The 12835-nt window shown below is 63.4% G+C and carries 12 protein-coding genes; 7 read left to right on the forward strand and 5 right to left on the reverse strand.

Going from position 1 to position 12835, the window contains the following annotated elements; all coding sequences use genetic code 11:
- The first annotated feature begins 171 nt into the window (after positions 1-171).
- Positions 172-735 carry a hypothetical protein gene (locus tag ACPFL9_RS18060; protein ID WP_426004315.1) on the forward strand — a complete coding sequence of 188 codons (564 nt, stop codon included), beginning with the start codon at positions 172-174 and terminating at the stop codon, positions 733-735.
- Between the two features lie 357 nt (positions 736-1092).
- Here ACPFL9_RS18060 and ACPFL9_RS18065 read toward each other — a convergent pair whose 3' ends face one another.
- The 3 genes from ACPFL9_RS18065 to ACPFL9_RS18075 are packed head-to-tail and all read right to left on the reverse strand — an operon-like array spanning position 1093 to position 3539.
- Positions 1093-2004, reverse strand: coding sequence for a DUF817 domain-containing protein (locus tag ACPFL9_RS18065; protein ID WP_426004316.1), 912 nt, complete (start codon positions 2002-2004; stop codon positions 1093-1095).
- Entirely contained in the window at positions 1997-2803 is an 807-nt protein-coding gene (locus ACPFL9_RS18070; RefSeq protein WP_426004318.1) for an oxygenase MpaB family protein, read from the reverse strand. The genes ACPFL9_RS18065 and ACPFL9_RS18070 overlap by 8 nt, the downstream gene beginning before the upstream one ends.
- Positions 2804-2825: 22 nt before the next feature.
- Positions 2826-3539, reverse strand: coding sequence for a TetR/AcrR family transcriptional regulator (locus tag ACPFL9_RS18075; RefSeq protein ID WP_426004319.1), 714 nt, complete (start codon positions 3537-3539; stop codon positions 2826-2828).
- A 136-nt stretch (positions 3540-3675) separates the two neighbouring features.
- Between ACPFL9_RS18075 and ACPFL9_RS18080 the strand changes: the two genes are divergently transcribed.
- Positions 3676-4608, forward strand: coding sequence for an NAD-dependent epimerase/dehydratase family protein (locus tag ACPFL9_RS18080; protein WP_426004320.1), 933 nt, complete (start codon positions 3676-3678; stop codon positions 4606-4608).
- 30 nt (positions 4609-4638) lie between these two features.
- On the opposite strand, the gene ACPFL9_RS18085 is transcribed toward ACPFL9_RS18080, so the two are convergent.
- Positions 4639-5652 carry an Abi family protein gene (locus ACPFL9_RS18085; protein ID WP_426004321.1) on the reverse strand — a complete coding sequence of 338 codons (1014 nt, stop codon included), beginning with the start codon at positions 5650-5652 and terminating at the stop codon, positions 4639-4641.
- 232 nt (positions 5653-5884) lie between these two features.
- Between ACPFL9_RS18085 and ACPFL9_RS18090 the strand changes: the two genes are divergently transcribed.
- The gene (locus ACPFL9_RS18090) at positions 5885-7465 is read left to right on the forward strand and encodes an alkaline phosphatase D family protein (protein WP_426004322.1); all 1581 of its coding nucleotides are present in this window, start codon (positions 5885-5887) and stop codon (positions 7463-7465) included.
- Between the two features lie 4 nt (positions 7466-7469).
- On the opposite strand, the gene ACPFL9_RS18095 is transcribed toward ACPFL9_RS18090, so the two are convergent.
- On the reverse strand, positions 7470-8990 hold the full coding sequence (locus ACPFL9_RS18095; protein ID WP_426004324.1) for a GMC family oxidoreductase: 1521 nt from the start codon (positions 8988-8990) through the stop codon (positions 7470-7472).
- Between the two features lie 198 nt (positions 8991-9188).
- On the opposite strand from ACPFL9_RS18095, the gene ACPFL9_RS18100 reads away from it, so the two are divergent.
- The 4 genes from ACPFL9_RS18100 to ACPFL9_RS18115 all read left to right on the forward strand — a co-directional run bounded on the left by ACPFL9_RS18100 (position 9189) and on the right by ACPFL9_RS18115 (position 12831).
- A complete protein-coding gene (locus ACPFL9_RS18100) occupies positions 9189-10166 on the forward strand; it encodes a helix-turn-helix domain-containing protein (RefSeq protein ID WP_426004326.1) in 978 nt (325 codons plus the stop codon).
- A 115-nt stretch (positions 10167-10281) separates the two neighbouring features.
- Positions 10282-10944 carry a hypothetical protein gene (locus ACPFL9_RS18105; protein WP_426004327.1) on the forward strand — a complete coding sequence of 221 codons (663 nt, stop codon included), beginning with the start codon at positions 10282-10284 and terminating at the stop codon, positions 10942-10944.
- Positions 10945-11011: 67 nt separating this feature from the next.
- Positions 11012-12247: a pyridoxal phosphate-dependent aminotransferase gene (locus tag ACPFL9_RS18110; protein ID WP_426004328.1), complete on the forward strand. Its 1236-nt coding sequence runs from the start codon at positions 11012-11014 to the stop codon at positions 12245-12247.
- A 125-nt stretch (positions 12248-12372) separates the two neighbouring features.
- A complete protein-coding gene (locus ACPFL9_RS18115) occupies positions 12373-12831 on the forward strand; it encodes a carboxymuconolactone decarboxylase family protein (protein ID WP_426004329.1) in 459 nt (152 codons plus the stop codon).
- Positions 12832-12835 lie beyond the last annotated feature (4 nt).

Genomic DNA, 12835 nt, shown 5'->3' on the forward strand with positions numbered 1-12835 from the left:
CAACAATCGGCTAGTTGAGCGTTCTGCACTCAACTGTACTCAGCCTCGGAAAGATGTCAATCCAAAGTTGAGTCAAGTACGCTCAAGTTTGCTTTCTTTTGCGGTCTGCGACGCGGAATGGCGCGGGATCCGGGGCTGGTTTCGCTCAGCGTGAACTGGCAGACTGACGCGATGGACTTCACTGGATTCATGCCACCGGACGAGTTCTGGGCCATGCAAAGCCGGCACGACCAGGAAGCACGGAAGCGCGCAGCGAGCCTTCCGCTCTACCAAGTCGAGGACTGGAAGGGGCCTCTCATGCTGGGCTCGTGGCAAATGGACGCGAGCGAAGGCAGCGTGCTGCACGGGCACCGGCCCCCGCTCAAGGAAGGTGAAGCCCCGTTTCACCTTGAGGTGATCACCACGACCCGGCCCGCCTCCGAGACGGCCCTCCACAAGTGGCGGGAAGTCAGCGGGCCACCACCGTCGTGGGCGGCGAGGCCATTCGAGAGGTCCGATTCGCTTAATCCGCGGCAGTACGACGCGACCGTCGATGGCGTTCCCACGAATTTCAACGTCTGGGAAGGGCCGACGTTTTGGGTCGCGTGGTCGGCGCTCACCAAGCCCGGCGTCGTTATCCTCTGCCAAGGAGGGCGTCCGGGACCTGATGGCATCCGCCTGAGGCGGGTGCCCGACGTCGAGCCCCTGCTTCAAGCCCGCGGGGCAGCCCTCCGAGCCATCCGGGGCGGGACGTGAGCCGAGGGCGGCAAGGCTTGCTGTCGCAGCATCCATTCGTCGTAGTTGCGGTGGCCTTGGCCGCCGCATGGTACTTCCTCGTTGGGGCCGCTGATCGGGGATTGCTGGTCTGGCGATCATCCATTTCGATGCCCTGCCATACTGAATACCTGCCGAAGGGGACCATCCACGACGTAGGGAGTTCCAATCCTGCCGGCGATTACAGCTTCTTCCCTTTGGGCCTGGACTGCTCTTTCACCATGATCGACGGATCAAGCCAACGCTCATTCCATCCCAGATATCCGCAGATAGTCCTGGGAACCTTCCCACTGGCCGGGCTCGTCGCTGGCGTGACCGTCGTGACGTTGCGGAAACGGCTTACGACCCCTCGGACGGACTAACGGTGGTCAGATCAGCGCGGCCGGGGCGGCCTTGCGCCTCGTCTTCGGGCCCCTCCGGCTTGTACACCCACGCAACGAGCACCACGGAAATGATCATCAGCAGGAACCACGCCAGCAGCTTGTCGATCGAGACCGCTTGCCAGCCATCCAGCTGATTCGGGTACAGCCATGCGCGGGACCAGGTGCCAATGTTCTCCGCGAACCAGATGAACAGCGCCACCAACAGAAACGCGACCAGGATGGGCATCCGGAACCGCTTGCGGAATACGCGGTAATGCATCACGCACCGTCCGTACACGATCACGACGGCGGCAAGCAGCACCCAGCGGAAGTCGAGGATGTAGTGGTGCGAGAAGAAATTGACGTAGATCGCGGCAGCGACCAGGGCGGTGACCCAGCGCCGCGGGTACCTGTTGAAACGGAGGTCGAACAGGCGGAACACGCGCACCATGTAAGACCCCACGGCCGCATACATGAAACCGCTGAACAGCGGAACCGCCCCGATCCGGAGAACTCCCTCAGCTTCATAGGCCCACGAACCGACGTCCGTCTTGAACAGTTCCATCACCGTACCCACCACGTGGAACAGCACGATCACCCGGAGCTCCCTCAGGGTTTCCAGCCGGAACACCACCATGAGTACCTGGATCAGGACGGCGGCGAGGGTCAGGAAATCGTTCCGGGCCAGCCCCGCGTCCGAGGGGTACCAAAGCCGCGCTCCCATGATGACGGCCAGCAACAGTGCGCCGAAAACACACGCCCAGGCCTGCTTGAGTCCAAAGACGAGAAATTCCGTAAGCCGGCCCCGCAGGCGGCCGCCGGGCGAACGGTCCAGGAAACGGTGGGCCAGCCGGTCAATGGACTCTTCCACCGATGTCGAATTACGCATGGTGGACCTCACTCCGGGCCCGGACAGGCACCCCCGCGAGGGTGCTGAGGCAATAGTCTTTCGGCCAATGCCTTATCTTTCGAGGGAGACGCGGGTACAGGCGTCCAAGCAGTTGCATGGTCCGTGCGTAACGGCGCGAATGCGCCGGCCCCCACTCGAGTCCGAATCCCTCACGCAGATGGTCCGGCAAGAGCCCGGCTGTGAGGAACCGGGCCAGGGGCATCAGGAGGCGCATGAGAGCCGGCCCTCCGGCGGGGTACAGCAGGTCGCGGGCCACCTTGCGGGCCTGGTCGTCCGGCCGCAGGGACCCCAGCTGCGTGTTCCAGTATTCGGCAAAAGCAGCGCGGTTCTCGGGCCACATGTCCGGCGGTAGCTGGAGGGCAGTCCCGATCCGCGCATAGTCCTGGTACATACGCTCGGCAGTGTCGTCGTCGAGCGGGCCCAGGACTTGTTCGCAAACGGTGACGGCCGTGTCGTACAGGGTGGCCACCACCCAAAGCTGCGACCCGGCGTCGAAAGCGTTGTATCCCCTTGACCCTGCCCCGGCGGTCCTGCGCACCGGGGCGTGCGCCCGGTTGACTGCGCGGCGGACAGCCGCGATCTGTTCCTCGGTGCCGTACACGATCGCGTAGACATACGTCAGAGTGGCCCGCAACCGGTCTTGTGGACGTTTAGCAAAGTCACTGTGCTCGGCCACCCCGTGACCCACCCGGGGATCGGCGATTTGCAGGAGGATGGCGCGTCCGGCTCCGGCGAGCAAAACGCCCTCCGCGCCAATGTCAGCCAGTCCACGAGCCATCCGAATACTTTACTTCCGCCCCTTACAAGCCCGCGACTGCCTGCAGCACAGACATCTGATGCGCAAAGAGGTCATCGCGGGCGGCAAAGGTGTCCGGGCCGTATTGCCCAAACACCTCGAAGCTCACGGCCCCGAACAGCGAGGTCCAGGCCAGCACGCCCCGCGCGAGCGACGCATCGGGTGCTGCAAGCCCCATCTCTGCGCGTATACCCGCCAGGTCTTTTGCCAGCGCCGGTGGAATCACGACGGCGGGACCCACCTCCGCGGTCAGGGCACCGGCACGGTAGGCGGCATCGAAAATCCCGACGAGGCGGACGATGACGCGCGTGCCGGGAATGGTGGTCCGCTCCCCTGGCGCCTGGTAGCCGGGCACGGGACTGCCGAAAAGCAATGCGTAACTCGCCGGCTCGCGGAGAGCCCAGGAGCGGACGGCCGTGCCGAGGGCGTGGAACCGGGCTGCGAAGTCGCTTGGCGCAACGGCATCGACCGCCTCATCCACCTCGTCCCCCAACTCGTTGTAGGCGTCGATAAGGAGGAGGGTCAGGAGCTCATCGCGGTTCTCGACGTACCGGTATACGGCGGAGGAGACGACGCCGAGATCCCGCGCCACGGCCCTGAGCGAGAGCGCTGCCGCTCCGTGGATCGCCAAGTGCTCACGACCCAACCGCACAATGTCGGCGATGGTCCGGGCGCGGGCGCGCTCCCGGGGAGTCTGCGGCTTGGGATTGTCTGGCATACGAACAGCTTGCCACATTTGAGAGCAACAGCAACAAAAGAGAGCAGTGCTCTTGACTTTGCGTTACTCGAGGGTCATTCTGGATTTGAGAGAGCACCGCTCTCGAATATCTTCCCGGAAACGAAATGAGCACCCTATGTACGTCGTCACAGGAGCAGGACCCGTTGGCTGGACCATTGCCGAGAAGCTCGCCGCGCAAGGCAGAGAGGTTCGCGTGTTGACGAGGTCGGGCAGCGGACCGGAGCACCCGCGGGTTGAGCGGATGCGGGCAGACGCCTCCGACTCGGCCCAACTGCGCCAGGCAGTGCGCGGTGCCGAGGCAGTCTTCCACTGCATCCACGGGTCCAAATATCGGGCAAAGGAGTGGCAGGCCGAACTCCCCCAGGCCGAGCAAGTGGTGATGGACGCAGCGGCGGTCGCGGGCGCCGTCGTCGTATTTCCTGAAAGCCTGTACTCGTACAGCGAGCCCGATCGCACCATGACCGAGGCCGGGCCCCGGGAGGCGACGGGCGGCAAGCGCGGCGTCCGGACCCAACTGCTCAAGGCCCGTGAGGCGCACCCGGCTGACACCGTGAGCGTGGTTGCCGGCGACTTCTTCGGGCCACGGGTAAAGATGGCCCACGGCGGTGAACGGGTGGTAACGCCCATTCTTGAAGGAAAGCCCCTCCAAGTGATCGGGAGCGCAGGGCAGCTCCACTCCTTCACTTATGTTCCCGACCTGGCCGATGCCATGATCGCCGCGGCGCAAAACCCTGGACTGTGGAACCGCGTGCTTCACGCGCCCACTGGACCTGCCCTGACCCAGCGTGAACTGGCAGCAGCTTTTGCCGCGGCGGCGGGCGTGAAGGCACCAAAAGTGGGCGCAGTGCCGGGGTGGATCCTGCGGTCCGCCGGACTGTTCTCCACCGCCATGCGTGAGCTCGCGGAAATGCTGTACCAGTTCGAGAAGCCATTCGTCATGGATTCATCGGAAAGCCAGCGGTTGCTGGGCCTGAAACCGACGCCACTTCCGGAGGCGGCCGAAGCAACGATGGCGTGGTGGGGCTCCACCCGCCCGACCGTGGCGTGAATTACATACTGACCGCCACACGCCATGCAACTATTGCCATAGGTCCAGCTTCAGCCAATCCCCAGGGAATCCCATGCTTGCCTCCGGAGAGAGGAGCGCGGAGCCACCCGGAGCTCGGACGGTGGTATCGAACTTCTTGACTTGCGTCTTGAAGCTTAGATGCCAATTGGTCCCAGCTGTGTGGGATCGGAGCATGAACGCCGGGACGGCTGCGTAGATATAGAGTCTCTGGTGCCCTTTGGGTGTAGTCGTAAAGCCCGGCTCATTGAGATGCGCCAAGAGGACTCCGTCAGTGTCGTGAGCGCTGATGGAGATTGCTCTCTTGAAGGAACGGTTGAATAACCTGGCACCATGCGCACAAACGTTTCGGAAATCGACCATCGTGCGGATCACCGCTCCGAACCGCCGGGGGTGGGCAAACCCAAACATGCGAGCCACGGCACGGGCGTCCGGCGTCTGCATCAACTCGAAAAGATAGGGCAAGCTTCCGAAGCTTAGTACCTCAGTGACGGCCCAGATCGGCACAGGCTGACGCGGGTACTTCAACACATGGTGCTTGATGAAATCCTCGTCTTCCGCAGCCGCCCGCACCGCATCCTGCCACGTCATGGTCCATGCATCGAACTTCGTGTGCTGCCCTCTTGGTTGATCGCAGCTATGTTCGTCCAAGAACTCTCTCGACGCATGGGCGGCGATATCCTTCGCAGCAAGAGTATGGGCGATCGCCGCCCGCAGACGGACTTCGAAGTCCAAAAGGCCGTCCTGACAGACCCGTATCAGCCGGGAGTCGAACGCCTCCAGAGCCATGACATCACCAATGCCCGCACCACTCACATAGTCATCCGAGCGGTACTGGTGCAGCTTCGAATCGACCTCCTGTGGTGGCAGGAACTCTCGGAAGACATACCGGTACGCGCCGGAGCGAAAGTAGCCAACACGAGTGAGGAAAGTAAGCGCGGCCGCTCGATCAGGAACCGCAAGACCACGGTCTTCAAGCTGCTGAAGTAGATCTTCGCGCTCTTTGAATTCCTTCGTGTACTCCAAACCCACCACAAGTCCTTGACAACGAAAATTGCCCCCTTGAGCCGCGGCTCAGAGGGGGGCAATGTCTGATGGTTTGAAGCTAACACATTTGCCCGCACGTAGGGTAACCCGCCAGCGCGCGGCAACATTCTCCTGCCGTGCGGGCACGAGTTAACAACCTGTGTCACACAGTTCACCCAGCATTCACACCTCCCTCGCGCCGTGTCAAGACAGGTTCCTTAGCGTCAGCTCCATGGAAAACATCACCCGCAGATCCCTCATCTCAGCTGGCCTCGGCGCCGGTTTGGTTGCCGCTGTCCCCGTCAGCGCCGTGGCCGTTTCAACAGCGGACGACGCCGGTCTCCGCACCGATCCCTTCACGCTCGGTGTCGCCTCCGGCGAGCCGTGGCCCGACGGCTTCGTGATCTGGACCCGTTTGGCCCTGAACCCAGTGGCGGAAGATGGTCTGGGCGGCATGCCCTCCCGCAACGTCGCCGTCGCCTGGGAGGTAGCCGAAGACCAGGCCATGCGCCGGGTAGTAGCCCGCGGCGTCGAGACGGCCCGGATCGAATCCGCCCACTCAGTGCACGTGGAGCTCAAGGGTCTCAAGCCCGGACGCGAGTACTTCTACCGCTTCCGCACGGGCCGCCATTTCAGTGCGGTAGGCCGTACGCTCACCAGCCCCGCCCCCGGTGAAACGCCCGCCGCTCTGGCCATGGCCTTCGCCAGCTGCGCCCAATACGAACACGGCTACTTCACCGCGTATTCACGGCTTGCCGAGGACCACCCCGACCTGGTGCTCCACTTGGGCGACTACGTCTATGAGTACAAGAAGGACAGCTATGTGATCGGCGGCGGCAATCCCCGCGACCACGAAGGTCCAGAGACCACCAACCTGGCGGGGTACCGCCAGCGTCATGCTCAGTACAAAGCCGATACCGACCTGCAGGCCGCCCACGCAGTAGCGCCCTGGTTGGTGGTCTGGGACGACCACGAGGTGGACAACAACTGGGCGGACGACGTCCCGGAAAACAACGACCCGGGTCAGCTCAATGACACCACCGAACGCTTCCGGAAGCGTCGCGCCGCGGCCTTCCAGGCCTACTACGAGAACATGCCGCTGCGCCCATCGTCCCTCCCGGCCGGCTTCGACATGAAGATCTACCGCACCATCCAGTGGGGTCAGCTGGCCAACTTCCACATGATGGACACCCGGCAGTACCGCGACGACCAGCTCGCCGGAGACGGCTGGCGGAAGAACGTGGCCGGACGCCTGGACGAGAACCGCACCATCACCGGCGCCGAACAGGAAAAGTGGCTCCTGGATGGTTTCCGGAACTCCACCCAGCGCTGGGACATCCTTGGCCAGCAGGTGTTCTTCGCGGAGCGGGACCGCGACAAGGCGCCCGAGATCGACGACGTCTCCATGGACGGCTGGGACGGTTATGCCGCTTCCCGCCGCCGCATCACCCAAGGCTGGATCGACGCGAAGGTGCGCAACGCCGTCGTACTGACCGGCGACGTGCACCGCCACTGGGCCACCGACCTGAAGGTGGACTACAAGGACCCGTCCTCTCCCGTGGTGGGTTCGGAACTGGTGTGCTCGTCCATCACGTCCAACGGTGACGGCTCGGGCTCCACCACGGATCCCGTCATGGCCTGGAACCCGCACCTGAAGTTCTACAACGACAACCGCGGGTACGTGAACACCCGCATCACCAAAGACCAGCTGACTGCGGACTTCCGTGTTCTGGACTACGTGACCAGGCCGGGCGCCCCGGTTTCCACGAAGCAGTCCTTCACCATCAACGACGGCGTGCCCGGCCTGGCCTGAGTCATCAGAAGCCCAAAATCAACTCCGCTGCCTTTTCGCCGATCATGATGGCGGGCGCGTTCGTATTGCCGCTCGGAACGAACGGAATGATGGACGCGTCCGCCACCCGCAAGCCCTCGACACCCCGGACGCGCAGCTGCGGATCAACGACGGACAGATCATCGATGCCCATTTTGCAGGTGCCCACCTGGTGGTGATAAGTCCCGGCGGCCTGCCGGGCGAACCCGCGCACCTGATCCCGGGAAACTAGAGCGTCCGACGGCGTGAACTCGCGTTTGCGGAATGGCTCAAAAGCGTCCTGCTGCCCGATTTCCCGGCACAGGATGATGGCGTCAACGAGGGCTTCGAGGTCGTACTCCTCGGCCAGGATATTGGGATCCACCAAGGGTGCGGCGGCAGGATCGGCTGAGGCGAGGCGCAGGGTTCCCCGCGACCTTGGGCGCACGATGCCCGGCGCAATCGTGTAGCCATGTTCGGGTGCCGGCCCTCCATCGGTGGGATACGGCAAGTGCAGGAAGAGCGGCTGAAGATCCGGCGCTTCCTCGTCGGTCTGGTCACTGTGGGCGTACAGCTGGCTCTCCAGAAGGTTGTGCCGGCCGGCCACCAGTGGACCGTTCGCCTCGTAGATGTTGCCCGCCAGCAGGTGGTCGTGCAGGTTTTCGCCAACGCCGGGCAGATCCACGACGGCGTCAAGGCCCACCTCGCGCAGGTGGGCGGACGGCCCGATCCCGGACAGCAGGAGGATCTTTGGCGAACCGATGGCTCCTGCGCTGATGATCACTTCCGCGCCGGCCTCAGCACGAAGCACCTCATCACCAAGCCGGTATTCGACGCCGGTCGCGCGTCCGCCGTCGACCGTCACCCGGGTGACCAGGGCGTCCGTGGTGACCTTGAGGTTCGGGTGGTCCAGTACCGGAGCGACGAAACTCTGCCAGGCGCTGGCACGTTTGCCTTCCTTGGTGGTGGTGTGGTTGAACCCGACTCCGGTCATCTGCATACCGTTGAAGTCGTCGGTTTCCGTATGGCCAACAGCCTTCGCGGCCTCCACGAAGGCCTGGGCGGCGGGGTGGCGTTCAGCAATCCGTTCCACGTGCAGCGGCCCGCCCTTGCCATGGAACTCACTGGCACCGTCGGCGTGGTCCTCGGACTTCTTGAACAGCGGAAGGACGTCATTCCAGGACCAGCCTTCGGCGCCGTTGGCCGCCCAGGAGTCGTAATCGCTCTTGTGTCCGCGAATATAGATCATGCCGTTGAGCGAGCTGCTGCCGCCCAGGACCCTGCCGCGGGGCCAGTACAGGCTGCGGTTGTTGGCATGCTTCTGCGGGGTGGTAATGACGGCCCAGTCATTGGCGCCGGTGAGCAAAGCCGGCCAACCCTGGGGGCTGTGGATGTTGGGGTCGGTATCGGTTGATCCTGCTTCCACAACGTGCACGCTGTGTCCTGCGTCCAGCAAACGGCGGACAATCACGCTGCCGGCCGAGCCTGCGCCGACCACCACATAGTCGTGGGTTTGGGTTTCAGCCATGGGTTCCTCCTTGAACAGGGTTGGCTTGCGAAGGGGAGTTCGTCTCCACGAGTCTTTCGCTGTCGTCCCGGGAAGACCTTGGCCGGGAACGCACAGCCCTGCACACCATCTGCACACTTGTGATGCCGATCACGCCTACCGGCGATTCCGTGCGAGACTGGTTTTGACCCCCCGTGCGTCATTCGAAGGAGACTCGACGTGTCCGGAGCCATCGCCAAACAAACCCGCGAAGAGTTCAGCACCAAGGCCCTCGCCAGGACCGATCGCTTTGAGGCATGGAACCAAGCCGTCAATGACGCATTCGTCCCGCTTTCAGTGGCCGCCGCAGACGTGAAGGAATTCGACGGCGGCCTCATCAACCAAACAGTCGGACCGGTCTTCCTCAGCGCAGTATCCGGAACGGCAAGCCACGTCAGCCGGGGACCCCGCGAAATCAGCGCCAATGATCCCGGCCTGGTGAAGCTCGGCCTCCAACTGCGGGGCTACTCGGTGGTGGCGCAGGATGGCCGCGAAGCTGCCCTGACGCCCGGCGATTTCGCAATTTACGACACCACCCGTCCTTACGACCTCTACTTTGACGACGCTTTCCGCATGATGGTGGTGATGTTTCCGCCTGAGGCTCTGCACCTGAACCGCAAGAGCATCGCAACGCTGACCGCATCCCGCGTCTCGGGACGCCAAGGCCTTGGTTCGTTGACTTCGGCGCTCCTGGGCGCAGTGGCCAAGCAACTCCATGAGGGTTCCGTGACTGACGCGGCCTCGGTTTCGGATGCCTTGTTGAACCTCATCTCGGCGGTCTTCGCTGAGCGCGTGCCGCCGTCGTCGCCGTTGTCGCACGAGCGGCTCGCGCTGATGGAGCGGATCGAAGCATTCGTCGCCTCCCGGCTCAGCGACCCGGAGCTGTCCGTCAGCGACATCGCGGCCGCGCACAACGTCTCGGTCCGGTACCTCCAGAAACTTTTCGAAGAGCGGGACGACACTGTCAGCGCATGGCTGCGTCGCCAACGCCTGGAGAAATGCCGCACGGACCTGCTGGATCCACGATTGCAGACCAGGCCGGTGTCCGTCGTGGGCATGCACTGGGGTTTCACCGATGCCTCGAGCTTCTCCCGGGCCTTCAAATCAGCGTTCGGATACTCACCGTCCGAGTACCGTTACTCGTACCGGCCAGGATAGGCCAGTGGTCATCCCAACGACTGGAGTTACCCACGTTTTCCAGTGACTACCGGCACAACCGGGAGTAGTCTGTTTCCAGTTGCAAGTGTGGATTTTGTCCAGCTGGGGTTCTGCCGTGAGCTTCGTCCGTTCGTCGTTGACCGACCTTTTGGGGATACTTTCCGACGCCGTGGCTCCCCAGCGGGTCAGGTTCGACGACGGGTCCCCCACCGCCGTCGTTCCTCCACCGGAGGCGCCGGTCACCGTGCACGCGGTAACGCTCAGCCGGGTGGGAAGGTCCCGGTTGGACGGTCCCGTCCTTGACCTGGAACTCCGGGTGGCTGTGGAATGCCACGGTCCCGAACAACTGGACAACATGGAGCAACTCCTCCTGTCTGTGGAGCGGCACAGCCAGTACTCGATCGTGTCCAGCGGTGAATACCGGCCGGGTGAGTACGAGAAAAGCATCCGCGACGGACTGGGATTCCTGGTGAGAATCCCGGTGTCCCTGCACTTCGACGAGCCGTCCGGTCCTCCGGCGTTGGAGACACTGGTGGCGAGCAATGGCGCCGCACGCCGCATCCACGGCCGCTTGGTGGACAGCCACAACAAGGGAATTCCGGACGCCTACATCCACGCGCACTCCTCGGCCACGGCCGTGCGGAGCGACGCAACAGGGCACTTTGAGGTGATGGCATCCCCTGATGAACTCCAGCATTTCGCTGTAGCTGTGCGCGGAACAGAGCGCGAAGTTTCCGCCAGCACCAGCAGTTTGCCGGTCATCATCCGCTGGACCTAGCCTCCCAATCGGCGTAGCACTGCGTCCGGCAGTGTCCGCAGCGGCATCACTCATGAAAAGATCAACCATGCGTCCGATGCAGTCCTCCAGCAAGCTCCAGAACGTCCGCTACGAACTCCGTGGCCCCATCCTCCAGGCCGCCAAGGCCATGGAAGCCGAGGGGCATAGGATCCTCAAGATGAACCTCGGGGACACCGCCCCGTTCGGACTGGAGGCGCCGGAGTCCGTGGTTGTGGACATGATCCACCACATCCGCGGCGCACAGGGGTACAGCGATTCCAAGGGGATCTTCTCGGCACGGACCGCCATTTCGCAGTACTACCAGACGCGCGGACTCATGAACATCGGCGTCGAGGACGTTTTCATCGGGAACGGCGTCAGCGAGCTCATCTCCATGACCTTGCAGGCCTTCATGGAGAACGGCGACGAGATCCTGGTCCCCGCCCCGGATTATCCGCTCTGGACCGCAGCCGTCACCCTGACCGGTGGCAAGGCCGTGCACTACCTCTGCGACGAGGACGAGAACTGGTGGCCGAACATGGCCGACGTTGAAGCGAGAATCACTCCACGTACCCGCGGCATCGTCATCATCAACCCCAACAATCCCACCGGTGCCGTGTACCCGCGCCACGTCCTGGAGCAGTTCGCCGACCTCGCCCGCAAGCACGACCTCGTGCTGTTCTCCGACGAGATCTACGAGAAGATCCGCTACGTGGACGCCCCGCACATCCACACCGCCTCCGTTGCGGACGATATCTGCGTGTTGACTTTCAGCGGGCTGTCCAAGGCCTACCGCATGCCCGGCTACCGTGCAGGCTGGGTTGCCGTGACCGGTCCGCTGGCTGCCACTGCGGAATACCGGGAATCACTGGAGCTCCTGGCATCGCTGCGCCTGTGTTCCAACGTCCCGGCACAGCACGCGATCCAGACTTGCCTGGGTGGCTACCAGAGCATCGAGGCACTGATTGCCCCGGGCGGGCGTTTGCGGGAGCAACGGGATCTGGCCTGGAAGCTCCTCACGGCGATTCCCGGGGTGTCCTGCGTGCCGGCTGCCGGAGCTATGTACCTCTTTCCGCGGCTTGACCCGGAGATCTACCCCATCGAGTCGGATGAGAAGTTCGTCCTCCAACTCCTACAGGAACAGAAGATCCTTATCTCCCACGGCACGGCCTTCAACTGGCCCACCCCGGACCATTTCCGCTTTGTGATCCTGCCGAATGTCCGGGACATCGAGGAAGCCGTGCGCCGTATCTCGCACTTCCTGGCGGCATACCGGAACCGCCCCACTGACCTGCCCAACTAGGTCGCATTTGTGCGCGTTTTCAGGCCTCAAAACGCGCTTAACTGCGACCCAGTTGGGCGGCTGTCACACTTCCCGCGTCCGTTCCGACATCCCTGATGTAAGGAACCATCGGAAGAGGAGACACGATGCCACGCATCAACATGGGCCGCAGCAACAAGCTCGGCTACGCAGCCGTCATTGGGCTGGAAGGCTACGCCCGCAAGTCGGTTGACCCCGAACTGTACGAGCTCATCAAGCTCCGCGCGTCCATCCTGAACGGCTGCGGTTTCTGCGTGGACATGCACGCCACGGACGGCCGGAAACGCGGAATCCCATCCCGGAAGCTGCATGCCGTCGCAGCCTGGCAGCACTCCAAAGTGTTCTTCGACGCGCGGGAACAAGCCGTGCTGGCTCTCACGGACGCCGTCACCCAGCTCGGTCCGGATACCGTCACCGACGAGATCTGGAACGCCGCAGCCACGCACTTCGACGACGGCCAGATGGGCGCCCTGATCCTGGCCATCTCCACCATCAATGTGTGGAACCGGATCGCCATCAGCACGCAGATGGAGCCACCACTGGACGAGAAGAACCCGCTGGTCTGAACGG

Origin of the sequence: Paenarthrobacter sp. NyZ202, from assembly GCF_049860755.1 — a bacterium.
Taxonomy (GTDB): domain Bacteria; phylum Actinomycetota; class Actinomycetes; order Actinomycetales; family Micrococcaceae; genus Arthrobacter.